Origin of the sequence: Algoriphagus pacificus (genome assembly GCF_017254845.1) — a bacterium.
Lineage (GTDB): Bacteria > Bacteroidota > Bacteroidia > Cytophagales > Cyclobacteriaceae > Algoriphagus > Algoriphagus pacificus.
The window spans coordinates 329431-353487 of sequence record NZ_JAFKCU010000001.1; the positions used below are offsets into that span (position 1 = coordinate 329431).

The 24057-nt window shown below is 39.8% G+C and carries 23 protein-coding genes; 12 read left to right on the forward strand and 11 right to left on the reverse strand.

Annotated elements, in window-relative coordinates:
* The first annotated feature begins 1 nt into the window (after position 1).
* Positions 2-1450 carry an aldo/keto reductase gene (locus tag J0A69_RS01485; RefSeq protein WP_206584740.1) on the forward strand — a complete coding sequence of 483 codons (1449 nt, stop codon included), beginning with the start codon at positions 2-4 and terminating at the stop codon, positions 1448-1450.
* A gap of 184 nt (positions 1451-1634) precedes the next feature.
* On the opposite strand, the gene J0A69_RS01490 is transcribed toward J0A69_RS01485, so the two are convergent.
* The 3 genes from J0A69_RS01490 to J0A69_RS01500 form a co-directional block, all read right to left on the reverse strand.
* The gene (locus J0A69_RS01490; RefSeq protein ID WP_206584741.1) at positions 1635-1886 is read right to left on the reverse strand and encodes a hypothetical protein; all 252 of its coding nucleotides are present in this window, start codon (positions 1884-1886) and stop codon (positions 1635-1637) included.
* Between the two features lie 109 nt (positions 1887-1995).
* On the reverse strand, positions 1996-3267 hold the full coding sequence (serS, locus tag J0A69_RS01495) for a serine--tRNA ligase (protein WP_206584742.1): 1272 nt from the start codon (positions 3265-3267) through the stop codon (positions 1996-1998).
* Between the two features lie 39 nt (positions 3268-3306).
* A complete protein-coding gene (locus tag J0A69_RS01500; protein ID WP_206584743.1) occupies positions 3307-4077 on the reverse strand; it encodes a hypothetical protein in 771 nt (256 codons plus the stop codon).
* 76 nt (positions 4078-4153) lie between these two features.
* Here J0A69_RS01500 and J0A69_RS01505 point away from each other — a divergent pair, with 76 nt between their 5' ends.
* The 10 genes from J0A69_RS01505 (at position 4154) to J0A69_RS01550 (ending at position 13909) form a co-directional block, all read left to right on the forward strand.
* A complete protein-coding gene (locus J0A69_RS01505) occupies positions 4154-5131 on the forward strand; it encodes an isopenicillin N synthase family dioxygenase (RefSeq protein WP_206584744.1) in 978 nt (325 codons plus the stop codon).
* Between the two features lies 1 nt (position 5132).
* On the forward strand, positions 5133-6332 hold the full coding sequence (gene chrA / locus J0A69_RS01510; RefSeq protein WP_206584745.1) for a chromate efflux transporter: 1200 nt from the start codon (positions 5133-5135) through the stop codon (positions 6330-6332).
* A gap of 92 nt (positions 6333-6424) precedes the next feature.
* The gene (locus J0A69_RS01515; protein ID WP_206584746.1) at positions 6425-7090 is read left to right on the forward strand and encodes a cbs domain containing protein; all 666 of its coding nucleotides are present in this window, start codon (positions 6425-6427) and stop codon (positions 7088-7090) included.
* 3 nt (positions 7091-7093) lie between these two features.
* Complete coding sequence (locus tag J0A69_RS01520) at positions 7094-7969, forward strand: NAD kinase (RefSeq protein WP_206584747.1); 876 nt, start codon at positions 7094-7096, stop codon at positions 7967-7969.
* A 109-nt stretch (positions 7970-8078) separates the two neighbouring features.
* Positions 8079-8828 (forward strand): type IX secretion system protein PorG, encoded by a 750-nt coding sequence (porG, locus tag J0A69_RS01525; protein ID WP_206584748.1) that lies wholly within the window; start codon positions 8079-8081, stop codon positions 8826-8828.
* A 45-nt stretch (positions 8829-8873) separates the two neighbouring features.
* On the forward strand, positions 8874-9650 hold the full coding sequence (locus J0A69_RS01530; protein ID WP_206584749.1) for an isoprenyl transferase: 777 nt from the start codon (positions 8874-8876) through the stop codon (positions 9648-9650).
* Between the two features lie 7 nt (positions 9651-9657).
* Positions 9658-12354 carry a BamA/OMP85 family outer membrane protein gene (locus J0A69_RS01535; RefSeq protein ID WP_206584750.1) on the forward strand — a complete coding sequence of 899 codons (2697 nt, stop codon included), beginning with the start codon at positions 9658-9660 and terminating at the stop codon, positions 12352-12354.
* A gap of 91 nt (positions 12355-12445) precedes the next feature.
* Complete coding sequence (locus tag J0A69_RS01540; protein WP_206584751.1) at positions 12446-12976, forward strand: OmpH family outer membrane protein; 531 nt, start codon at positions 12446-12448, stop codon at positions 12974-12976.
* Between the two features lie 13 nt (positions 12977-12989).
* Positions 12990-13535: an OmpH family outer membrane protein gene (locus tag J0A69_RS01545; protein ID WP_206584752.1), complete on the forward strand. Its 546-nt coding sequence runs from the start codon at positions 12990-12992 to the stop codon at positions 13533-13535.
* Between the two features lie 68 nt (positions 13536-13603).
* The gene (locus tag J0A69_RS01550) at positions 13604-13909 is read left to right on the forward strand and encodes a thioredoxin family protein (protein WP_206585772.1); all 306 of its coding nucleotides are present in this window, start codon (positions 13604-13606) and stop codon (positions 13907-13909) included.
* A 29-nt stretch (positions 13910-13938) separates the two neighbouring features.
* Here J0A69_RS01550 and J0A69_RS01555 read toward each other — a convergent pair whose 3' ends face one another.
* The 7 genes from J0A69_RS01555 to accD all read right to left on the reverse strand — a co-directional run bounded on the left by J0A69_RS01555 (position 13939) and on the right by accD (position 21015).
* Positions 13939-15372, reverse strand: coding sequence for a pseudouridine synthase (locus tag J0A69_RS01555; RefSeq protein WP_206584753.1), 1434 nt, complete (start codon positions 15370-15372; stop codon positions 13939-13941).
* A 127-nt stretch (positions 15373-15499) separates the two neighbouring features.
* A complete protein-coding gene (murQ, locus tag J0A69_RS01560) occupies positions 15500-16315 on the reverse strand; it encodes an N-acetylmuramic acid 6-phosphate etherase (RefSeq protein WP_206584754.1) in 816 nt (271 codons plus the stop codon).
* Positions 16312-17154 (reverse strand): N-acetylglucosamine kinase, encoded by an 843-nt coding sequence (locus tag J0A69_RS01565; RefSeq protein ID WP_206584755.1) that lies wholly within the window; start codon positions 17152-17154, stop codon positions 16312-16314. The genes murQ and J0A69_RS01565 overlap by 4 nt, the downstream gene beginning before the upstream one ends.
* Position 17155: 1 nt before the next feature.
* The gene (locus J0A69_RS01570; RefSeq protein ID WP_206584756.1) at positions 17156-17383 is read right to left on the reverse strand and encodes a cytochrome b5 domain-containing protein; all 228 of its coding nucleotides are present in this window, start codon (positions 17381-17383) and stop codon (positions 17156-17158) included.
* The gene (locus J0A69_RS01575) at positions 17383-18534 is read right to left on the reverse strand and encodes a formimidoylglutamase (protein WP_206584757.1); all 1152 of its coding nucleotides are present in this window, start codon (positions 18532-18534) and stop codon (positions 17383-17385) included. The genes J0A69_RS01570 and J0A69_RS01575 overlap by 1 nt, the downstream gene beginning before the upstream one ends.
* A gap of 199 nt (positions 18535-18733) precedes the next feature.
* Positions 18734-20038 carry an NADH:ubiquinone reductase (Na(+)-transporting) subunit F gene (nqrF, locus tag J0A69_RS01580; protein WP_206584758.1) on the reverse strand — a complete coding sequence of 435 codons (1305 nt, stop codon included), beginning with the start codon at positions 20036-20038 and terminating at the stop codon, positions 18734-18736.
* A gap of 134 nt (positions 20039-20172) precedes the next feature.
* Positions 20173-21015, reverse strand: a complete 843-nt coding sequence (accD, locus tag J0A69_RS01585; RefSeq protein ID WP_206584759.1) for an acetyl-CoA carboxylase, carboxyltransferase subunit beta — start codon at positions 21013-21015, stop codon at positions 20173-20175.
* 229 nt (positions 21016-21244) lie between these two features.
* Between accD and J0A69_RS01590 the strand changes: the two genes are divergently transcribed.
* Complete coding sequence (locus J0A69_RS01590) at positions 21245-22879, forward strand: carbon starvation CstA family protein (protein ID WP_206584760.1); 1635 nt, start codon at positions 21245-21247, stop codon at positions 22877-22879.
* Positions 22880-22891: 12 nt separating this feature from the next.
* Here J0A69_RS01590 and J0A69_RS01595 read toward each other — a convergent pair whose 3' ends face one another.
* Positions 22892-23995 (reverse strand): transporter, encoded by a 1104-nt coding sequence (locus J0A69_RS01595; protein WP_206584761.1) that lies wholly within the window; start codon positions 23993-23995, stop codon positions 22892-22894.
* Between the last annotated feature and the right edge of the window lie 62 nt (positions 23996-24057).

The following is a 24057-nucleotide window of genomic DNA, read 5'->3' on the forward strand; positions in this document are numbered from 1 at the left end:
CATGATTGGAAAAATTGAATTAGCCAACAAATTGGAGATCTCTCGAATAGTTACGGGCCTATGGCAAATAGCTGATATGGAACGGGATGGTAAAACTTTAGATCCCGTTGCCACCTCAAACTATATGAAGCCCTATTTAGACGCCGGACTTTCTTCTTTTGATATGGCAGATCATTATGGTTCGAGTGAAATTATAGCTGGGACATTTAAAAACAGCCTGTCCAATAAAAATGAGGTCCAACTTTTCACTAAATGGGTGCCAAAGCCAGGTAAAATAAGCCGAGATGATGTTCGTGAGGCAATACAGACTGCATTGGATAGGATGCAACAAACTTCCATTGACTTGTTACAATTTCATGCCTGGTTTTACCCTGATCCAAGTTGGCTTGATGGTTTATTTTACTTAAAAGAACTTCAGGAAGAAGGGCTTATCAAACATCTTGGAGTGACCAATTTTGATTCTGCCCACCTTCGTATGGCTTGTGCAAGCGGTATACCTATTGTCAGCAATCAAATCTGCCATTCAGTAATCGACCAAAGAGCTTCGCATCAAATGAAAAAAGTCTGTGAAACTTATGGTGTAAAACTTTTGGCATTCGGCACTTTAGCGGGAGGATTTCTGACTGATAAATGGCTAGGAAAATCAGAGCCTAAAAATGAAGAGTTGACCACTTGGTCTCAAATGAAATACAAGCGTTTCATTGATGCAGCAGGCGGATGGGCCCCTTTTCAAAATGTTTTGAGTTCACTTAAGAGCATTGCTGATAAACACCAAGCATCTGTTGCCAACATAGCCACTAGATATATTCTGGAAAACCCAACTGTCGCGGCAGTAATCGTAGGAGCTCGACTAGGAGAAAGCGAGCATATTGCCGATAATACCAAAATGCTGGAAATAGATTTATTACCTGAGGATATCGAAACAATAAAAAATGCTCAAAGTCAATTAAAACCCATTCCCGGAGACTGTGGGGACGAGTATAGGAAACCTCCTTTTTTAACTGCTTCTGGTGATTTAAGTGATCATTTGGAAACTATTCCCAAAGCTTTTACTCCAATCAAGACCGGAAAAAACAGAGAACAGATTTTTAGTGGGACAGAATGGGAAGAATATGCAGGTTACTGTCGAGCGGTGAAAGATGGAAATAGAATCCATATTTCAGGCACTACTGCTACTCATGGTTCCATGATGATCGGAGGAAATGATCCAGCCGCACAAACTCATTTTGTGATCGACAAAATAGAAGGGGTATTGACTTCTTTTGGGGGCTCCTTGGCAGATGTCGTGCGAACTCGGATTTTTGTCAATGAGTTGAAAGACTGGGAGCCTGTTGCCCGTGCTCATGGAGAAAGGTTCAAAGGAATCAACCCGGCAAATACCTTGGTAGAAGCAAAACTAGTGGGTGAAGGCTATATGGTTGAAATTGAAGCAGAAGCTGTTTTAAGCTAAGACATAAAAAGTAGGCTCCATTAAATTAATGGAGCTTATTTTTCTATTTCCACTTCAACTCCCGCTTTATTTTGCTCGGTAATCCATGTATCAACCCATTCAATTTTCTTATCAATTGCCTTAAGGTCTTTGGTTAAAATTGCAACTTGGGCATCTATTTCTTTTCTGATTCCTCAAGAAAAAATCAAACAATCCTAGATTCGGAATATAAGTCATAAGCAGCAACCAATAATTGTCTACCTGGAGTGTTGGTGTATCTATCATACTGGTCAATATCTGTCCGATCTTCCGCGTAAACAGGTTGATATGCCCCTTCAATATCATCCCAAATCACCAATAAATAAGCGTAGGGAATTCTACTTTTGCGGCCATTTTCCAACCAATCTTCAAAAGTCTGTTCATCCAGGGATTTAGGAAAGCTGGCTCCTTCAAACATAGAGATTAAATTTATAGGGCATTATTTAGTACTGACAAATCAGTTCTTTCTAATAAAAAAGCGTGAAGAGTATTTCTCCTCACGCATTTCTTATGTCGAAATTCAGTTTTTAGATTTTATCAAAACCCAAATAAGGATGCAATACTTTTGGCATATTGATTCCATCTGGAGTTTGGTTATTTTCTAAGATAGAAGCCACTATCCTTGGCAAAGCAAGTGCACTTCCATTTAGAGAATGTGCCAATTGGGTTTTCTTATCTTCTCCTTTGTATCGAAGTTTCAAACGGTTGGACTGATAGGTCTCGAAATTAGAAACAGAACTTACTTCCAACCATCTTTCTTGAGCTGCAGAATAGACTTCCATATCATATGTCAAGGCAGAAGTGAAGCCCATATCACCTCCACAAAGTCTCAAAACCCGGTATGGCAATTCGAGCTTTTGCAATAATCCTTGCACATAGCTACTCATACTTTCCAATGTCTCGTAAGACTTGTCCGGATGCGTAATCTGAACAATCTCGACTTTGTCGAATTGATGCAATCTATTCAAACCTCTTACGTGTGCACCCCAACTTCCAGCTTCTCTTCTAAAGCATGGCGTGAAGCCTACATTTTTTATAGGAAGATCAGACTCAAAAAGAATGACATCTCTGTACAAATTTGTAATAGGAACTTCTGCCGTAGGGATCAAATACAAGTTATCTGCCGAAGCAAAATACATTTGTCCTTCTTTATCTGGCAATTGTCCTGTTCCGTAACCAGAGTCTTCATTGACTAAAATAGGTGGCTGTACTTCCATGTATCCCTGTGCCATAGCCTCATCTAAGAAGAAATTGACCAAAGCACGTTGAAGTCTGGCTCCTTTACCCTTGTAGACTGGGAAACCAGCTCCTGCTATTTTTACTCCTAAATCAAAATCGATGATATCGTATTTTTTGATCAGCTCCCAGTGGGGTTGCTTGTCAGGATGCAAAGAAGGGATTTCTCCGTGTTCTAAAACGACTTCATTGTCCTCAGCAGATTTTCCTGCTGGTACTGAAGTATGTGGGACATTCGGGATGGTGTATAACAAAGCTTTTAGGGATTCTTCTGCGGAAGAATTTTGATCCTCAAGCTCTTTAATCTGGATTTTAATTTGAGCAGTACGCTCTTTGATCTCCATTGCCTCAGCGGCTTTTCCCTCCTTCATCAGCATTCCTATTTGCTTGGAGATCGAGTTGGATTCTGCCTGTATTTGATCACGTTGGGTTTGAGTTGATTTTCTCAAATCATCTAAACTCAACACTTCAGCAAGGACAGCTTCAGCATTTGGGAAATTTCTTTTTTGGAGTCCGGCCAATACACCGGCGTAGTTTTCTCGAATTTGATTAACTAACAGCATTTGAAAATCTTGGAAATTGAAGCCCCAAAGATAAGCATGTTATCGAACTATCACTGATTTACTGACAGATGAGAAGGGTCCTTCTAGCTCTTTCCCATCAGTTCTAAGCAAATTCACATGAACTTGATAAGATCCTTTCGGTAGATTGGCTACTCTTACAGGTTTCATCTCATCTATTTCGTACTGGTAGTCGTTGATTTTGACCTGAACTTTAAGCCCATCAAGTTCCATGTCACCACCTATAACTAAAAAATCTACGATGATTTCTTCACCTTCAGTATAGGCCTGCTCATTTCTAGGATAATTTACCGCCAAATAGGGTTCTGCTGAATATGGGAAGGGTCGGGAATCGCCAACTTGGAAATCTCTGTCAACATAATTTCCAAAATTCTTCAGGGCAAAACCTTCATCATCCACCAAATAAGCAACTACTCTATAACTCCCCTCTGTCAATTCCCTTTGAAAAATAGGAGAATAAAAGCCAACAGGATCGCCTCCATTAAGGATATTGAAAAGCTTGAAACTCTGATTACCCTCTTGCTCAAACTCATAATTCTTGATGTTAAATTCAAAAGGAACTTTGCCTGGTTTAAAAACCTGGTTGCCTAATGGGGTGTACAATTCCAAAATCGCATCTGGGTAGCTCGATGAATCTTCGTATTGATAAAATGTTACTTTTGGTATATCCTGACTATCAGATGCATTCACATCTCCGGTTTCGACTACAGATTCATTTATTTTCTTCTTTTCCTCCGAACAGCTGAAAACTAGAACAGAAAGCAGAATCAATGAAACGAGTATTTTATTCATAACAGGACTAATTTGATACTAAAGATATTTAATTTTAAAGAAAAAAAGAGTTCTACCATATTTAACATAAACCGACATGGATATCCTTTTTGATGAAATCCCAAGCTTGGATTTAGCCGATTTCACATCGGGTTCACCTGAAAAAAAAGCAGCATTTGTAAAGAAGCTTGGTGATGCATACGAAAATATCGGCTTTGTGGCCATCAAAAACCACGGTCTTTCACAGGATCTTCAAGATCGATTATATCAATCCATCAAAGATTTCTTTGCCTTGCCAGATGAAATCAAGACGAAATATGAAAAGCCAGAAATCGGTTTTCAAAGAGGCTATACCGGAAAGGGCAAAGAACATGCAAAAGGTAGAAATACAGGGGACCTGAAAGAGTTTTACCATGTGGGACAGGAACTCTCCAGAATCCCAGACTCTGATCCAATTAAGTCAGAGTACCCTGCCAACCTTTGGCCGGAGGAAATCCCAGCTTTTCAACAAGATGCAACAGAAGCCTACCAAACTTTGGAAAATGCCGGAAAAGCCATGCTTCGAGCAATTGCTCTAAATCTAGAACTTCCAGAAAACTATTTCGAGGATAAAGTAGCCTATGGAAATTCAATTTTGAGACAGATTCATTATTTCCCAATTGAAAACCCAGATGCTGTGCCAGCAGATGCGGTTCGCGCGGCTGAGCATGGCGATATTAACCTGATCACCTTACTCATGGGCGCAAGTGCAGATGGTTTACAGGTGTTGAGAAAAGACGGAAAATGGATTCCAATCACTGCTTTGCCTGATCAATTGGTTGTCAATGTGGGTGATATGCTGGAACGCCTCACCAACAAGAAACTAAAATCCACCATTCACCGGGTCGTAAATCCTCCAAAGGATAAAATGAATTCGAGCCGTTATTCAATCCCATTTTTTATGCATCCAAGATCCGAGATGGATTTGACTTGTCTTGAATCTTGCGTATCAGCAGAAAATCCAAAACAATTTACCGATGCTACTGCAGGTGAATTTTTGGATGAGCGATTGAGAGAACTTGGCTTGAAGAAATAAGATGTCCGTCAAAAAGGTACGATATTACCTTTTTCTGAAAGACATTCTTTTACTTTCAGTCACTGCTTTTGGGGGACCGCAAGCATTCCTTGCCATGCTCTTGGAGCGAATGGTGAAAGTAAGAGGGTACATTTCGGAAGATGATCTTTGGGAGCTGAATGCTTTATGCAATATGCTCCCAGGGCCATCTTCTACTCAATTGGTCTCAGCAATCGGGTTTAGAGTTGGTGGTCCTAACTTAGCCTATCTAGCGTTGATTGTCTGGATTCTTCCTGCAACCATGCTGATGACAGGCGCAGCCTTGTTGATCTCCTTTTTACAACAGAATACTCCCGGAGCGCTAAATTTTGCAAGGTTTATCCAACCAATGGCTATCGGTTTTATCATTTTTGCTGCTCAAAAGACAATAGGAAAAATGGTACAAAGTACCGAGGCAATGGTGCTAATGATGATCTCAGCATTCGTTTCATTTTTCTACAGTTCTCCTTACATTTTCCCGGTTCTATTGCTGATCGGAGGAATTAGTACTTCCATCAAGTATAAAAAACAGCCAAAATTGGAGAAAGATGCTCCATTGAAAATCCAATGGCCGAACTTCTATCTATGGGGCGGAGTGCTGGTTTTGGCAGCAATTCTCGGTGGGATAACCAAATCCCATGAAATCTTGCTTTTTGAGAATTTCTATCGAAACGGTTCTTTGATATTTGGAGGGGGGCAGGTCTTGGTTCCTTATCTCTACACTGAGTTTGTTGATTTTAAACATTTTCTGAGTTCAGAGGAGTTTTTGACTGGCTATGCTATTTCACAGGCTATTCCAGGGCCTACTTTCAGCATTGCTTCTTACGTCGGCGCGCTTTCCATGCGCGAAGGAGGAACCCTAGGATTCCTTTTTGGAGGACTGATCGGAGCCGCTGGGATCTTTTTGCCAGGGATCTTTCTGATATTTTTTGTAATTCGATTTTGGGATCAATTGAAAGTATATAGACCAGTTCGAGCAGCGCTGGAAGGGATCAATGCGGTTTCATGCGGGATGTTGATTGCAGCAGCCTATTTACTTTTCGAACCTTTGGAAGCAAACGGAATGAATATATTTTTCATTTTGGCAACATATTCCATGTTGCAGTTTACCAAAATCTCCTCTCCTGCAATTATTGCCGGCGGGGTAACTTTAGGAATTCTATATAATTACTTTCTTGCCTGAAGTGGACGAAAAACCTTCAAAAAATAAGGTGAAGGAACAAGTTTAGCCACTTCGGCGTTTTATTATCTAAATTCATTCCCTATATTTCATCTATGCAGGCCTACGAATTCATCAATAATCTTATCCCACCATTGAAACTCAGTGATAAAACTGGGATGGCTTTGGCGTGGATGGAAGAAATTCGTACCGACATACTTCCTGTCGTAGATCAGGGAAATTTTTTAGGATTAATCCGGGAAGAAATGATTTTTGACATGAACAATGCTGAAAAACTCATTTCAGAAGTGCAGTTGGATAATCAAATGTGCTGGGTTTATTCAGATAAGCATATTTATGATGTGCTGAGAGTGGGTGCCGAGCAGCATAGCAATGTAGTAGCTGTCCTTAGCAGAGATCAGCATTATTTGGGTGTGGTGACTATGGAAGACTCTATAGCTGCATTTGCAGATAGCCTTTCTATCCAATCCCAAGGAAGTGTTTTGGTGCTTTCCCTTTTCATGACGGATTACAGCTTATCGGAAATTTCAAGGATCGTAGAATCTGAAAACACCAAAGTACTGAGTTCATTTATCACCAGTGATCCTTTGGACGATGCCAAGATCAAACTAACTTTAAAGCTCGACAAACCGGAACTCAGACATATCAAAGCAACTTTAGAGCGCTTTGGATACAAAATATTAGATCATTACCAAGAAGAAAGCGGAATCAGCGGGGAAGAAGACCGAATCGGTAACTTGCTTAGATTTTTAGATATTTGATGCATGAAGGTAGCCTTACATGGCTTGGCTCTAAAAGCTGAATATTTTCAGCATGTGCAGATTCTTTTTGATGAGCTAAGCAATTATAATTTCGAAATTTTTGTCACCGAACAGTTTGACCGGCAGCTCCGGATGCATGGCAATAAAGCTTTGCTATATTGGGTTATCGAGAGCGAAGTTGATATGGGAATGATGGATTTCATGATTTCTATTGGTGGAGACGGCACTTTGCTGGATGCAGTTTGTCAGGTAGGGTCACTTGAAATACCGATTTTGGGATTGAATACTGGCAGATTAGGCTTCTTGGCCACAGTTGCCACAGCCGATATTTCCACTGCGATCAATCAATTGGCAAATGAAAATTTCCAGATTGAAAATAGAAGTCTGATTTCTTTACAATCCCACAGAAGGTTATTCAATGGATTGAATTTTGCCCTCAATGAATTCACCATTCATAAGCGAGATACTTCCTCGATGATTACAGTTCACACCTACATCGATGATAAATATTTGAACAGTTATTGGGCGGATGGGCTGATTGTTTCTACTCCTACAGGTTCTACAGGCTATTCACTTAGCTGCGGCGGGCCTTTGATTTCTCCTGAGGCAAAAAATCTGGTCATCACTCCTGTGAGTCCACATAATCTAAATGTACGTCCGATTATCGTTTCGGATGACAGCGAAATTAGTTTCGAAATAGAAGGAAGATCCGAGAAGTTTCTGATTTCTTTGGACTCAAGGTCAACTTCCATTTCTTCGGAAGTCAAGCTCAGCGTCAAAAAAGAATCATTTCAGGCAAAATTAATCAAGCTGCCACATTATCATTACTTTGATACACTGAGACAAAAACTGAATTGGGGATTTGATATGAGAAACTAGATTTACCAAAAGATTGGTAAATTCACCCTAATTAAGCTTAACAATTATTAACCCGGTAAATACTAGTAAGCGTTTTTTAAACGTTAGCTACTTCATAACTTGCATCGTCTTGAAAAAGGTCAATTTTCAGATTTTCAATCACTTAATCATTTTCTTGTTTGTTTTCTCAGGCATTTGTCTGGAAGCACAAGCACAGAAGTATGAGATTGGTGGTGGATTGGGAGTATCAGCTTACTCCGGAGACATCATTCGAAAAATTGATCCTGGCCAATTGGGCCTTCAAGGAACGTTGTTTGGCAAGAGAAATTTTGACAATGTTTGGACGCTGAGAGTGGGCCTGAGTTTGGCAAGCTTAAATGCAGCAGACAGTATTAAACCGATCGATCGATTGGCGCAGGCAAGAGATGGAAGATTTCGAGCTGGAATCATAGAGGGTTCCGCTATCATGGAATTTAATTTTCTGGATTTTCTAAGAAACAATTCCGAATTCCGCTTCTCCCCTTATGCCTTCTTTGGAATAGGGTATACTTTCGCCTTAGCCAAAGGAAACACTTTTCAATACAATGTATCTACAAGATATAGTTTGGGAACAGTTGTTATTCCTTTTGGGGGTGGTGTAAAGTATCGAATCAATGATCGATGGACTTTGGCAGCTGAAATGGGCTTTAGACCTACTATGACAGATTATCTGGACAAGATTGACAGCACAGAGCCTGCAATCCCCCGATTCCCAGACCCTAACAATCCCGATTCCCCATATGGAATTAATTATGGGAACCCTAATGATAAAGATTGGTACTATTTCTTAGGGCTTACAATAAGCTACACTTTCGCCAGTACCAAGTGCTATGCCTATTAATTAATTGACCCTTAGGGGTAAATTATTGGAAAAGAAATAGCATTTTTGTACCTCCAAAAATTAAGGTATTCGGAAAAAACTGGAATGAAGGAAGAATTAGACCGAAACAGAATCCCCCGACATATTGCAATCATCATGGACGGAAATGGCCGTTGGGCCAAGAAAAAGGGAGCCATGAGAATCTTCGGACATCATCATGCCATTAAAGCGGTAAGAGATGCGATAGAAGGTGCCAATAATTTAGGAGTAAAGTATCTTACCCTGTTTTCCTTTTCAACAGAGAACTGGTCAAGACCCAAGGATGAAGTAGAAGGTCTGATGGCTTTATTGGTAAAAACGATTGCAAATGAAGTTCCGATGATGATGAAAAACAACATCGTCATGGAAAGCATCGGCGATATCGAATGCCTACCCCAGTCCGCATATAACCAACTCATAGAAGCAAAAGAAAAAACCGCTTCTAACACAGGTCTCAAACTCGTTTTAGCACTCAGCTACAGCGGGCAATGGGAACTCACTCAAGCAGCCCGACGCATTGCTCAAAAAGTCTCAGAAGGGAAATTGAAAGTCGAAGACATCACTCAAGATGTTTTCGCCGATCATTTAGAAACTCGTGGTATTCCAGATCCAGAATTGATGATCCGGACTTCAGGGGAATTTAGATTAAGCAATTTCCTACTTTGGCAACTGGCCTACACAGAATTACATTTTACCCCTGTGTTGTGGCCAGATTTTAGAGAAAAGCATCTTATCGCTGCAATCCTCGACTACCAAAAAAGGGAGCGAAGATTTGGCAAGACAGGTGAGCAAGTTAAATCTTAAGTAATTGATGAAAAGAAGTTTACTGATTCTGTTTTGTCTGGTTTGGACAAGTTCAGCAATGGCGCAAATACGTTTGGGTCAAAGCCGCTATGCGTCTACCAAGCCAGTCAATATCCTGGAGTTGAATTATCAAAAACCTCAGTCGTATAGAATCGCAGAAATAAAAGCGGTTGGTTTGACAACGCTTGATGAAATCGCGATCATTTCACTTTCAGGATTGAAGGTGGATGATACCATCGAAGTTCCGGGTGAGGCTATCTCCAATGCCTTGAAGAAGCTTTGGGGACAAGGAATCATCGGGGATGTCAAAATCTTGGTGACCAAAGTAGAAGGAGATGATATTTACTTGCTTTTGGACCTTACCGAACGACCTAGATTCTCGAGAGTTGAATTTTCGGGGATGAATAAAACCCAAGAAAGTGAACTTCGGGACAAAGTAAATATCAGAGGTAGAGTAGTACGGGACGATGTCTTGAATACTGCCAAAAGAACGATCGAGAAATATTACCTTGACAAAGGATACCTGAATACCGATGTTAAAATCATTCAGGAAAGAGATACAACGCTTCCAAATTCCGTCAAGCTTCGCTTTGATGTGGATATGAATTCAAAGGTTAGAATCAATGCCATCAACATCTATGGCAATGAGGAAATTGCCGATTCTAAAGTCAAAAAGAAATTAAAGAAAACGAAAGAGCATGCCAGAGTCAGCGTGTTTAAGGATGTATATTCCCGAATCACAGATGCCAACGCTTCTGATTATGCCAATTCACTTTTCCATACGGACTCTGCTTCCAAAGAAGACGTACAGAATTATATCAACAAAAATTTCAAATTGAATTTCTTCAGTGGCTCTAAATATATTCCAAAAGAATACATTGAGGACAAGAAGAACATGATCAACTTCTATAACAGTAAAGGCTTCAGGGATGCAGAAATCCTAGAAGATTCTGTTTATGATTTTTCGGAGGATAAAATCAACATTGACATTGAAGTAGAAGAAGGAAGAAAATATTACTACAGAAATATCACCTTCACAGGTAATTACATCCACCCTGCCCCTGTCTTGTTGGCTAAATTAGGCATTCAAAAGGGAGATGTATATAACAAAGAACTATTGGACAAGCGTCTGAATTATGATCCTCAAAAAGGAGATGATGTCAGTTCCCTTTACCAAGATGATGGTTATTTATTCTTTAACATTGACCCAGTTGAGGTAAATGTAGCGGGCGACTCCATTGACCTGGAAATGCGAATTTTCGAAGGTCCACAGGTAACCGTAAACAGTGTCAATATCAAAGGAAATGAGCGTACTTCTGACCACGTGGTCATGCGTGAAATCCGAATTCTTCCAGGACAAAAGTTTAATAGAAGCTTACTTGTAAGAACCATCCGAGAACTTTCCACTTTGGGGTACTTTGATCCGGAAAAAATCAATCCTGATCTAAGACCTAATTTTGAAGCGGCAACAGTTGACATTACGTTTGAGCTAGAAGAAAGACCAAATGATCAGATAGAATTGTCTGGTGGTTGGGGAGGTTTCTACGGTTTCGTAGGTACAGTAGGATTGGTCTTCAATAACTTCTCAATCCGAAATATCGGAGATTTCTCCAAGTGGGATCCACTACCAGTAGGTGACGGTCAAAAGCTTTCCCTACGAGTTCAGGCAAATGGTAGAAGCTTCCAAAACTATTCTGTCTCCCTGACGGAACCTTGGTTTGGAGGTAAAAAGCCACAGGCCTTGAGTTTCAGCTTCAACCATTCTGTTCAGAGACAAGTTGATTTCTACAATCAACAAAACTTTGGAAATGAACTTGGTTTCTTTAAAATCACAGGGGTGACTTTAGGTCTTGCCAAGCGTGTTACTTGGCCAGATGATTATTTCAGTATCAGTAACTCTCTGCAGTTCCAGGTTTACGAATTTGATCAGTTTGGTACATCATTCGGTTTGAGTTATCCAACTGGTACTTCGAAGAGTATTACCTTCAACAATACAATTGCAAGAAACAACGTAGATAATCCAACTTTCCCAAGATTTGGATCGAACATAATCCTTTCAACCTCTTTCACTCCTCCTTATTCTTCATTGAATAAGAATATCGATGGGGAGTCTACCGATCAAGAGAAATACAAGTGGTTAGAATATCACAAGTGGATGTTTGATGCGTCTATCTATACTCCATTGTTTGGTTCATCTAAATTTGTGGCCAGTGCAAGAGCTCACATGGGCTTCTTAGGATCTTATGGCAGCAAATTGGGAATTATTCCACTGGAAAGATTCGTGATGGGTGGAGACGGTATGACATTTAACAACTTTGCTTTGGGCCAGGAGATCATTGGTCTTAGAGGTTATGAAAACCAATCCATTACACCGGGTAGGGATACCAGAGGTCAAGAAAATGCAGATCCTTATGGTGGGGTGGTTTATAACAAATATGTGATGGAATTGAGATTCTTGGTTTCTCCTAACCCATCTGCCACGATCTTCTTGTTAGGGTTTGCCGAGGCAGGAAACAACTGGGGATCTTATGCTGATTTCAACCCATATGATTTGAAAAAATCTGCTGGTGTCGGTGCAAGAATCTTTATGCCTGCATTTGGTCTTTTGGGTGTTGACTGGGGCTATGGTTTTGATGCAATTCCTGGATCAACCCAAAGAAGTGGAGCGCAATTCCACTTTACGATCGGACAACAATTCAGGTAAGCATGGAAATCGGGCGTGGATTAGTTAATTTATGCAAAAATTTCGTTCTGAATAAGAATGAAAAACAAGCCTTTAAAACTTTCCCTCAGCCATGAATAAATCATTGAAAATAGTATTTTTGCTGCTCTTTGCACTGCAAGTACTGCCTGCAAACGCTCAAAAGATCGGTTATGTTGATTCGGAGTTTATTCTGAATAAGCATCCAGATTATAAAGTTGTCCAACAGGAGCTTCAGAACCTGAGTGATGCTTGGAGGAAAGAGGCACAAAATTTGGATAAAGAGATCAAAGACCTCTACGTCCAATTGAAGGCTGAAGAAGTACTACTAACAGAAGAGATGTATCAGCAAAGGCTGAAAGACATACAGCAAAAAGAACAGGAAGCTCAGGCCTTTTATAGTAGAATCTTTGGTATTGACGGGCAATATTATCAAAAGCAGGCAGAACTGCTTCAGCCCCTTCAGTCTAAGATCTATGATGCGATGGAACGGGTTTCGAGAAAAAACAACTTGGCCATGTTATTTGACAAGGCCTCAGTACCTTCGGGAATTATTTATACAGATCCAAGACATGATTATTCTGAATTTGTCTTGGATGAATTAGGAATTGAAGACAACAATTAAATACAAACACAGAATGAACAAAGTAAAAGTTATCCTTTCAGCAGTAGCGTTGCTTTGCGTAGGATTCACGGCTCAGGCTCAAGAGATCAAAATTGGTTATACCAATGTGGAGTTTATCATGGACTTGATGCCAGAAATGGAACAAATCGGAGCTGATATCCAAGATTATCAAACTCAGCTTCAAACTAATATCCAGACAAAAGCTGCAGATTTCCAGCGTCAGGTACAAACTTATCAGCAGGCTGCTCAGACTATGACTGAAGAAGCAAGAGCTGCAAAAGAAGGTGAGTTGACCAAACTTCAGGCTGATCTTCAGAAATACGAGCAAGATGCTCAGGTTTCTTATCAGAGAAAATTAGGCGAATTGCTTGAGCCTGTACAGACTAAAGTAATCAATGCTATCAATGCTGTAGCAGCTGAAAACAACTACACTCATATCTTTGCTGAAAGCGCAGGTACTGCTCCTGTTTTGCTTTACACTAAAGAAGAAGACAAATTCACTGAATTGGTATTGGCAAAGTTAGGCCTTCAAATGCCTACTCCTCCAGCTGGAAACTAAACCAAGCATCTTCAATAATTAAAACCGGTTTTTCGATGATTCGAGAAACCGGTTTTTTATTTTTACCCATGCCAAAAAAGAAACCTAAAGATATTATCAGTAAAAGCCTTGATGCAATTTTGGTAGATTTCCGGGCTGACTGGTGTGGCCCCTGCCAGACTATGGATCCTATCATTGAAGAGGTTTTAGATGAGCTAGGAGGCAAAATCAAACTCCTCAAACTAGATATCGATAAGCATCCCCAGATGGCTCAGCAGTTTGCAGTCCGATCTATTCCTCACTACATCTTATTTAAAAAAGGAAAAATACTTTGGAGAAAAGGAGGATTAATTCCAAAGAGGGATTTAGAGAAAGCTTTAAAAGGGTTTATATAAAAAAAGCTCCCGTTTGGGAGCTTTAACTTTTAACTAAAGTATTTCAATCTGATCACTTCCTGTTCTGAAAGGAATCGATAATTTCCTCTTTTCAAGTCCTTTTTATCAAGACCTGCATACATGACACGGTCCAAGGCAGTTACTTCATAGCCAAGATGAGCAAAAATCCTTCTGACAATTCGGTTTCTTCCCACATGGATTTCCAATCCAAGAATCTTCCGATCTACAGACAAGACCTTCATATCATCTACAGCCACTTCACCGTCCTCTAAAGTCAAACCTTCCAGAATATCTTTTTCATCATTATGCGTCAAAGGCTTATCCAGAGTCACCTGATATATTTTTTTGATCTGGTTGGAAGGATGAGAAAGTTTGGCAGCTAATTCTCCGTCATTCGTGAATAGCAACAAACCGGTTGTATTTCTGTCCAAACGACCTACTGGAAATATTCTTTCCTCACAGGCATTACCTACCAAGTTCATCACCGTTTTTCTTTCCAAAGGATCTTCCGTTGTTGTGATGAAGTCCTTCGGCTTATTCAAAAGAACGTAGACAGGTTTCTCAGGATTTATTTTCCTTCCTTGGTAAACTACTCGATCACTTTTGCTGACTTTGTATCCCAATTCGGTAATCACTTGTCCATTGACAGAAACCAAACCCTGAGCAATCAATTCATCTGCTTCTCTTCTACTGCAAATCCCTGAATTAGCGATATACTTATTTAGTCGAAGCTGAGAATCATCTTCTTTTCCTTTTACTTTTCTTGCTGGGAGCTGATCGAAATTGTAATCAGGCCTATCGTTTTGAGCTTCAGCATTTGATTTGAAACGCTTCTTCCCAAATCCTGAAGCTTCAGATTTACCCTCAAACTTCTTTGCTTTACCAGGCGCGAATACAGGCTTCTGATCTCTTCCTCTTCCTTTGTAAACTAAGCCTGCAGCATCATCCTTTGAACCATAATATTCAGATTTCGAATCTTTGGAGAAAGGCTTTCCCGATTTGGAATCAGATTTTTTTCCAAATTTCTTAGCTCCCGGTTCACTCTTTTTATAGTCTTCAAAGGATTGAAATTTTTCATTTTTGCCTTTGAAACTTCCCTTTTTTTGGAATCCAGAGTCCTCTCTTTTCTCAAATTTGTTTCCTGAAAAGCCTTCTTTTTTATCACCAAACGAGCTTTTCTTTCCAAAAGAACCTGACTCTGATTTTGGAAATTTGTTTCCAAATTTCTTCTCACCGAAAGACTTTGGTCCATCCTTTTTAAAATTAGGTTTCTTGCCAAAAGTGCTGTTGGAATTACCTCTTTCCTTGGAATCAAAAGATCTTTTGCCCAAGTCAAATTCATCTGCTGCGGAATCCGATTTTCTGGATCTTCCTCTGGATTCTCTTCTTCCAGCACTGCTTTTTGGCTGGGACTCGGAATCGTCCGATTTGAAAAATTGCTTTTTTGGATTGTTATTTTTCATAAGTATGCAGCATCACTGCTGGATTTTTGTTTAAAATAAGCGATTGACTATCAAACGCTTAATCGGGGTGCAAAGATAAGTCCATTCCTCAAAATAATTGCAATCGCCCCAAAAAATAAAAGACCTCTTAGGAAGTCTTATTTTTATAATAGTATTCGGTAGCTAAACGAACTGATCCCTGACTTATCAGAAGTTCTTTCGCCTCTGCTTCCTCGACACCCGTAACTTCCATAATCATTTTGGTACCTCTTTCCACAAGTTTAGAATTGGAGAGTTGCATGTCCACCATTTTGTTACCTTTCACTCTCCCTAGCTTAATCATCACAGTGGTTGAGATCATATTCAAAACCAACTTTTGGGCTGTTCCAGATTTCATTCGGGTACTTCCAGTCACAAATTCAGGTCCCACCACAACTTCCACAGGAAGCTCAGCCACCTCTGCCAATGGCGATCCTAGATTACATGTAATACAACCAGTGAGCAATCCATTTTCTTTGGCTTTGCGAAGTCCTCCAATCACATAGGGAGTAGTACCAGAAGCCGCAATACCAATAATCGTATCGTCAGGATTGAATCCATATTTTTGAATATCGATCCATGCTTGTTCAGGATCATCTTCTGCATTTTCAACAGCTTTTCTGATCGCTGTATCTCCACCTGCGATAATTCCAATAACCCATTCATGGGGAACCCCATAGGTAGGAGGACATTCTGAAGCATCTAAAATCCCTAATCTTCCACTGGTGCCTGCACCAATGTAAATCAGTCTGCCTCCAGCTTCCATTCTCGGCACTATATTCTCAACCAATCGAGTGATTTCAGGTAAAACCGTTTTCACCGCAGCAGGCACAACATGATCTTCGGTATTGATATTTAACAGCAATTCACTCACCGTCATCTTTTCTAGATTGTCATAGTGGGAAGCACTTTCTGTTACTTTCATAATTTTTCCTGATGATATAGCGTCAGTCCTGAAATTGGACTTTCGATGATGAGATTTGTTTTGATTTGAGAATCCAAAGCAGCTTTTCTTAAGATATCGCTATTATAGTAAGCGATGGATCCTACGAAATTAACAGGCTTGTCTCGATAATTCTTGTATTTCATGACATGAACTTTAAAAAAGTCCACAAAGGAATTATAATAAAGCATGTAGCAATAAGGATCTGATTTATGCTCCGTAATAAATCTGCAAAAGCTAGCCATGTACCTATTCGGAAAAGGCTGGCGATACACATGCTCTTGGATGGTAGTTGCTGTCAGCTTCAGTTTATCCACTAGCTCTTCTTTTATCTGAACTGGCATTTCATCGTTGATGAAATCCATTAGAAATTTTCTGCCAATGTATCCTCCACCGCCTTGATCTCCCAAAATATATCCTGGTGCAGGTCTGGTATCTATAATTTCAGAGCCATCATAATCACAGCTATTGGAGCCCGTTCCTAAGATGCATGCAATACCAGCTTGATGTCCACAGGTAGCTTTGGCTGCCGCAGATAGATCGTGATCAACATGAATTTTGGCTTTTGAGAAAATGGTCCTCAAGGCATTTTCAACTTCTTTCTTTCTTGAGTCAACTGAACAGCCCGCACCGTAGTAATAAATCTCTTCTATTTCGGATTCAAGATTAATCAAAAACTCATGGCGCATATTAATCGCCATTTCTTCTGAGGTTTGGTAATATGGATTGAATCCCACACCTCTGTATTGGCTGATTTTTCCATTTTCATGGATTACTCTCCAATCTGTTTTTGAAGAACCACTATCTGCAATTAATATCATGTTATTCCAATTGGCCTATAGCCGTGAATTTTTCAAATACCTGTTTTGAATGTGGCGCATCTTCCAATTCTTCGGTGAGATCCTGCCCTGCCCAATGCTCATAATGCTTCCCATTTCTCCACATTTTTGAGGTAGTGACATCGTAAATCACTCCTTGAAAGGCAATCCAAATTTCAGGCTTATCCTGCCCATTTCGAAGAGCAAGTTGCTGTTTTGTATAAATTTTCATCAGAGCAATTTGATCTGGGCATTGACCCATCTTTCAGGAATCTCTCCTTTTTGGGCTACTTGATAATCTGCGTAGCTGCAAGGAACTGTACTCACTCGATCAAACTTCTCTGTTTCATTATGGGGAATTTCCATCCACCATTTCCCGCTCTTTTTACTCTTGTAAAATACCAGGGTATTTGGTTTGGAGTCCAGAGAAACAGTATACTTTATGTAATCATTGCTTTTAAAGGAAAGACTGTCTTTTCTGGAATAGAATCCTTCGATAAAATACCAAATCATCACAGCCACAACTTTTGCTGTTTTATTATGGGCATCATCATAATAAGGTTCGTAGCCATAAATCCCAATTGAACTTAGCTTTTCATTTGTTCCTGCAAACCAACAAATTTGACAGGCTTCTTCGGCAGTAAGCCCAAAAGGCTGTGCATCGACAGCACCAGGAGCATCAGTGGACTGAATTGCTGCTAAATCAAAACTCACAAAATCAGCATTTCGGATCAAAGGTTCTATTTCTTTAAATTCTGATCGAACCTGACCCAATCTCACATGATCGAAGTATAATTTTTCCATCACATTGATCAATGATGGATCAACCAGAAAGCTTTGATATGCTAAATGCGAATAGGAAAACAAGAAATTTGGCTGGTGTAAAATGATCTCTTGGGTGTGCTGATCAGCCATTGGACCGGTTTCTTCCATATCCAATTTTGCATCCACTGTCAGAAGACTGACCAATTTCTTCATCTTTTTATAAGACAAATATTGGCCGTAATCCAGATCATGCGTTCCCCCAATGTAAATCGGAAGTATCTGCTGCTTCATCAAATATTCACCTACTTGCTGAATAGCCTCACAAGTTTCTTCCAGAGTTTCTCCAGATATCAAATCCCCCAAATCCGCTACCCGAATAGCACCAAACCCTCTCTTCAGCTCATAAAGCTTTTCTCTGATTTCCGAGCTGGACCTATCTAAACTTTCATATTTCTTTATCCCTCGTGTTTCTTTCAGGCCAACGATAGCGATCTGCATTCCCTTTAGTTCGGGGAAGCTTTCACCGTAAAAATGGATTTGATGGAAGAAGGTATTATCCGGATATTTTTTCTGCCAAAGAAAATCTGCAACCGGTTCAAAGAAAGATTGAATATTCATAAGGGTGTGGTAATAGGTAAAAATAATGAAAAATTGACAGGGTTCTCAAGAGATTCTAATCCCAAATTGAATCCCAAGTCAGTTTTAAAAAGTGAAACAAATTCCTTGCCTCATCCCAATTTCAACAATTCTTTAGAAGTCAAATGCTTAGATAATTAAAAATGAACAAAAAAAATCCCGCCGAAGCGGGATTTATATTTTATCCTCCGAAATCATCGAAGCGGATATTTTCCTGTGGAATTCCTAGATCATCCAACAGTTTCAATACTGCAGCATTCATCAAAGGAGGACCGCAAAGGTAATATTCTACCTCATCTGGCTCAGGATGATTCTTTAAGTAGTTATCATACAGTACTTGGTGAATGAAACCTACATATCCATCTCCTTCTTTGTCATCAAGAGATTTTTTGATTTTCCAGTTGTCTTCAGGAAGTGGTTCGGATAAACCAATATGGAACTGGAAGTTCGGGAAATCTTCCTCAATGGCTCTGAAATGAGGGACATAGAACAATTCTTTCTTAGATCTACCTCCATACCAGTAAGAAACTTTTCTGCTTGTTTTCTCTGTATGGAAAAGGTGGAAGATTTGTGCTCTCAATGGAGCCATACCGGCACCACCACCGATGTAAACCATTTCTCTTTGAGTTGGATTGATATGGAATTCACCATAAGGTCCAGAAATAGTTACTTTATCACCTGGCTTTCTAGAGAATACATAAGAAGAACAAACACCAGGATTTACATCCATCCATTTGTTATTAGCTCTATCCCAAGGTGGAGTTGCGATACGAATTGTCAACATTACGATATTACCTTCAGCTGGGTGGTTAGCCATGGAGTAAGCTCTGAATAGCTCCTCATCATTTTTCATGACAAGATCCCAAAGACCAAATTTATCCCAATCACTTTGGTAAACATCAGCTGGGTGACCCAATTCCGGATGTGGAGTGATATCCATCTCCTTGAAATTAACGGTCACTACAGGTACGTCAATCTGGATATATCCACCAGCTTCGAAATCCAAAGTTTCTCCCTCAGGAAGTTTTACTTTAAATTCTTTAATGAAAGTAGATACGTTGTAATTTGAAATAACCTCGCAATCCCACTTTTTGATACCAAAAATCTCTTCTGGAACGCGGATTTTCATGTCATTCTTCACTTTCACCTGACATGCCAGACGAACGTTTCCTTGCTGCTCTGCTCTGCTCAAGTGACCAACTTCAGTTGGAAGAACTTCTCCTCCACCTTCTTCGACCACACATTTACACATAGCGCAAGTACCGCCACCACCACATGCGGATGGAAGGAAGATTTTTTGACCCCCTAAAGTAGACAGCAAAGTAGTCCCTGCTGAAGTAACGATTGGAGAACTTTCATCACCATTGATTACAATGCTGACATCCCCTGAATTGACCAATTTGGATTGGGCAAAAAGGAGAATAAATACCAGTAGCAATATGATTACTGTAAAAGCTACTATGGATGTGATAATTACTGAACCCATGAAATATTGGTTTTATTTTCTCGTATGGATTGATTCCAATTTTGGAACACAAATATATTTATTAATCCTATAAACAGGTCAAAACCAAAACCAAATTTGGCTCGAAACCTGAATTCATTTGATAGAATAACTGATTAATTATGCAAGAGGTTTAGCAAAGTGGTCAATCTGTTTTTTAATTGACGTCTGTCAATAATAAAATCAAGAAAACCATGCTCTAAAACGAACTCTGAGCTTTGGAAACCTTTTGGCAAATCTTTGCCGATAGTTTCACGAATTACACGAGGTCCTGCAAATCCGATCAATGCTTCCGGTTCTGCAATATTAAAATCCCCCAACATTGCATAAGAAGCTGTCACGCCTCCTGTGGTAGGATCTGTCAGTAAAGAAATGAAAGGAATTCCAGCCTGATCCAATAAAGCAAGCTTGGCAGAAGTCTTTGCCATTTGCATCAATGAGAATCCCGCTTCCATCATTCTAGCTCCTCCTGACTTAGAAATCATCAAGAAAGGAATTTTGTTTTTAAGCGAATGATCAATAGCGCGAGCGATCTTTTCACCCACTACTGATCCCATAGATCCACCGATGAAATTGAAGTCCATACAGGAGACTACGATATCCAGGCCATTCATTTTACCAACTGCTGATCTAACGGCATCATTCAGTTCTGTCTTCCGAATAGTCGCTTCGATTCTAGAAGTATAGGGTTTTGTATCTGTGAAATTCAAGGGATCTCCAGACTTCATGTCTTTATCCAACTCCTTGAATTTATTCCCATCAAACAGAATCTCGAAATATTCTTTAGAGCCAATTTTCACATGAAAATCGTCATCAGGACATACATAAGCATTGTTTTTCAACTCACGCGTATGAATGATATTTCCGTTTGGGGTTTTAAACCAAAGGCCATCAGGAGTATCCTTTTTCTCCGCTGTGGAGGTTTTGATGCCTTTGTCTGTTCTTTTAAACCAAGCCATAATATGATTTTAGGTCGTTGTTTTGACGAATCAAAGGTTACAAATTTAGTCCATATCTCCATTAAATAAAACCAGTAATCAAATAGCAACCCATTTATTCCAACTTAAATTCTTTTTGATTTCGTATACAATTCCTTTTTTACTCCTTCTTTATTTGCTTTATTTTGAGTTATAATTGATTTACAGCACTTTTCAGCTGTGATTTCAGCATTTACCCAAATACCCAACTATGAACCTCCCTTTGCTTTTACTTGCTTCTGGAATCATTCTTTTTGTAGCCTATAAATTTTATGGCTCCTATGTCTATAGAAAATTTGGGTTGACAGATGATAAACCTGCACCCTCTCATGAGTTCAAAGATGGAGTAGATTACGAGCCTAGTAAACCGATAGTCGTATTGGGCCACCACTTTGCCTCCATCGCTGGCGCGGGACCTATTGTTGGACCAATCATCGCTATCACTTTCGGATGGATCCCTGCGGTTATCTGGATCTTAATTGGCGGAATCTTTTTTGGAGCTGTTCACGATTTGGGAAGTATGGCAGCTTCACTGAAAACAGATGGAAAATCCATCGGAGTTATCATCAGAAAGCAAATTGGTCCCCGAGGCAAGCAATTATTCATTCTCTTTAGTTTTTCCACACTAATTTTGGTCATCGCTGTTTTTGCGGATATTATCGCTAAGACATTTGTAAGTAATCCAGGCGTAGCCTCGGCCTCCATTTCCTTTATTTTCTTGGCTATGGCTTTTGGATGGGTGAGTAAAATCGTAGGAAATAAAAAAATTGCTTTCGTTATCCTAAGTACGATCGGAGTAATCCTCATGTACTTTTTTGTCTATGTGGGAATGCAAATTCCATTGCTTTTAGATTATAAAATCTGGATTCTTGCTTTACTGGGCTATGCATTTATTGCTTCAGTGACTCCTGTCAGTCTGCTTCTTCAACCCCGGGATTACCTAAACAGCTTCTTATTATATGGGATGATCTTAGCGGCAGTTTTAGGGATTTTTGTTGCAAATCCAGAAGTCAAAATGAGCAATGAAATCGTGATGTCTTCTGAAAGTCTAGGCTATATTTTCCCAGTATTATTTATCACCATAGCCTGCGGAGCAATCAGTGGTTTCCACTCCCTAGTCGCTTCAGGAACCACTTCCAAACAGTTGGATAAGCCAAGTGATGCAAAAGTCGTAGGATTTGGAGGGATGTTGATTGAATCTTTCTTAGCCATCATTTCTGTAAGTGCCGTTGTGGTTCTGGAAAGAGGAGATTTCATGAGCAGATTGAGTGGAGAAGGCCCAGTTGCGTTATTTTCTACTGGTCTCGGAGGGATGATCTCAAGTTTGGGTATTCCCGAAGAATTTGCAGTTGCATTTGTTGCATTGACCGTGTCTGCTTTTGCCCTGACTACTTTAGACACTTGCACCAGGTTGGCAAGATTTACCCTTCAAGAATATTTTGAGGACATTCCTCATCCTGTAGCAAAAACAGTCGCAACCAATCGCTATTTATCAACAAGTATTGTTGTAGGCTTTTCTATTCTATTGTTGGCATCGGGAGAGTTTACCACTCTTTGGCCAATTTTTGGTTCAGCCAATCAATTATTGGCGGCTCTAGCTTTATTGACCATTGCAGTGTGGATGATTCGACAAAAAGTAAACGCTTGGTTTGTCACCATTCCTATGTTTTTCATGTTTACAGTGACGCTGGCGTCTTTGGGATTATTTGCCTGGAGAAACTTCCAAGACGAAGTTTATGTACTTTCTCTTATCGCCGCGGCCTTGTTCATCCTTGCAATTTCGCTAATGGTACTGGCTACAAAAAGTCTAAAATCTGAAGTCAAAGAACCGGCAAAGGCTCTTTGACTTCAAGATAAATTATAATGAGTTAAAAGGAGTAGCAACTTTTCGAGGGATTCTCCAAGCCAAGGAAAAATTGATCAAATAATCTGCGAAAGCTGCATCTCCGTGCACAACATCATCTGGAGTTGAGTTTTCGATATCAGTAACACTTTGAGTTCTATTTCTAAGTAAAGCGATTGGCACATTCAAGGTTCCAGTTACATTTCCTTTCATATAGCTGATCCCTGGCTCCACTGAAACAATATATCCAGGTCTTCTAAAACCGTTACTGCCTCCGATAGCATCACGTACTGGAATTCCCTCCATGCGGCCGCCAAGTGAAATCCCCAATCCATGGATTTTCTCGAAAGATTTGAAAACACCGGTTCTCACTGCATACTGATCCGGCACGCTCATGATAGCCTCATTTTCTCTTCTTCTATTGGTTGGGGTTCCATTCATTTCTTTTGGATTAAACATGTAGAAACCATCATAATACCAGAAATAGGTACTTTTAATATTCCACAAACCCTGGAAATCTACAATCAAACCTGTACCGCCATCGCCAAGTTGGATAGATTGATCTACTGTTTTCACTTCAGCAACCCCTTCAGTCCCTTGATTATAAAAGGTACTGGTAGCGGCATAATCACCTGTTGGAAATTTAATCCCCAAGCCAATGGCAGTATTGCCTTTTTTAGCTTTTTCCCCTGAAAGCAACCAATATCCAGCACCGATTCGCATGTCTCCAAATCCTTTTGAATAAGTTGTATGTCTTTCAGTACGCCCATGTTCATACAAAGAACTGCGCTCATTGTACTGCAAAGGCAGAGAAATGATTCCGTAGATTCTTTCATTAAATGCATAACTGATATTGAAATCAACACCATGTTGATGGTTGATTACCTCAGTTCCATCCTCCACACGATTTGTTTCTTCGTGTGTTCCTCTGAAGTGTCTAAATGATTTGAAGTACCGGTAATTTGCTGAAATATTCCATTCGCCTTTTTCCAGCATATTTCCTTGTCCTACGGCATTTCCCAATCCAGAAAACTGGCGAATGGCTACACAGCCCTGGCCGTATGAATTTATTGTACACAGTAACATGGCTACTGCTATAATAGTAGTAATTTTTTTCATTGTTATAGGGTAAATTGTTAAGTACTTGAAATGAGATACTTTCAAAAGATTAAAATTCTCTT

What these genes read in the sequence shown, in the direction of transcription:
- J0A69_RS01485 (WP_206584740.1), top strand. Translation starts at nt 2, where the DNA reads ATGATTGGAAAAATTGAATTAGCCAACAAATTGGAGATCTCTCGAATA.
- J0A69_RS01490 (WP_206584741.1), bottom strand. Translation starts at nt 1,886, where the DNA reads ATGTTTGAAGGAGCCAGCTTTCCTAAATCCCTGGATGAACAGACTTTT.
- serS (WP_206584742.1), bottom strand. Translation starts at nt 3,267, where the DNA reads ATGCTGTTAGTTAATCAAATTCGAGAAAACTACGCCGGTGTATTGGCC.
- J0A69_RS01500 (WP_206584743.1), bottom strand. Translation starts at nt 4,077, where the DNA reads ATGAATAAAATACTCGTTTCATTGATTCTGCTTTCTGTTCTAGTTTTC.
- J0A69_RS01505 (WP_206584744.1), top strand. Translation starts at nt 4,154, where the DNA reads ATGGATATCCTTTTTGATGAAATCCCAAGCTTGGATTTAGCCGATTTC.
- chrA (WP_206584745.1), top strand. Translation starts at nt 5,133, where the DNA reads ATGTCCGTCAAAAAGGTACGATATTACCTTTTTCTGAAAGACATTCTT.
- J0A69_RS01515 (WP_206584746.1), top strand. Translation starts at nt 6,425, where the DNA reads ATGCAGGCCTACGAATTCATCAATAATCTTATCCCACCATTGAAACTC.
- J0A69_RS01520 (WP_206584747.1), top strand. Translation starts at nt 7,094, where the DNA reads ATGAAGGTAGCCTTACATGGCTTGGCTCTAAAAGCTGAATATTTTCAG.
- J0A69_RS01535 (WP_206584750.1), top strand. Translation starts at nt 9,658, where the DNA reads ATGAAAAGAAGTTTACTGATTCTGTTTTGTCTGGTTTGGACAAGTTCA.
- J0A69_RS01540 (WP_206584751.1), top strand. Translation starts at nt 12,446, where the DNA reads ATGAATAAATCATTGAAAATAGTATTTTTGCTGCTCTTTGCACTGCAA.
- J0A69_RS01545 (WP_206584752.1), top strand. Translation starts at nt 12,990, where the DNA reads ATGAACAAAGTAAAAGTTATCCTTTCAGCAGTAGCGTTGCTTTGCGTA.
- J0A69_RS01550 (WP_206585772.1), top strand. Translation starts at nt 13,604, where the DNA reads ATGCCAAAAAAGAAACCTAAAGATATTATCAGTAAAAGCCTTGATGCA.
- J0A69_RS01555 (WP_206584753.1), bottom strand. Translation starts at nt 15,372, where the DNA reads ATGAAAAATAACAATCCAAAAAAGCAATTTTTCAAATCGGACGATTCC.
- murQ (WP_206584754.1), bottom strand. Translation starts at nt 16,315, where the DNA reads ATGAAAGTAACAGAAAGTGCTTCCCACTATGACAATCTAGAAAAGATG.
- J0A69_RS01565 (WP_206584755.1), bottom strand. Translation starts at nt 17,154, where the DNA reads ATGATATTAATTGCAGATAGTGGTTCTTCAAAAACAGATTGGAGAGTA.
- J0A69_RS01570 (WP_206584756.1), bottom strand. Translation starts at nt 17,383, where the DNA reads ATGAAAATTTATACAAAACAGCAACTTGCTCTTCGAAATGGGCAGGAT.
- J0A69_RS01575 (WP_206584757.1), bottom strand. Translation starts at nt 18,534, where the DNA reads ATGAATATTCAATCTTTCTTTGAACCGGTTGCAGATTTTCTTTGGCAG.
- nqrF (WP_206584758.1), bottom strand. Translation starts at nt 20,038, where the DNA reads ATGGGTTCAGTAATTATCACATCCATAGTAGCTTTTACAGTAATCATA.
- accD (WP_206584759.1), bottom strand. Translation starts at nt 21,015, where the DNA reads ATGGCTTGGTTTAAAAGAACAGACAAAGGCATCAAAACCTCCACAGCG.
- J0A69_RS01590 (WP_206584760.1), top strand. Translation starts at nt 21,245, where the DNA reads ATGAACCTCCCTTTGCTTTTACTTGCTTCTGGAATCATTCTTTTTGTA.
- J0A69_RS01595 (WP_206584761.1), bottom strand. Translation starts at nt 23,995, where the DNA reads ATGAAAAAAATTACTACTATTATAGCAGTAGCCATGTTACTGTGTACA.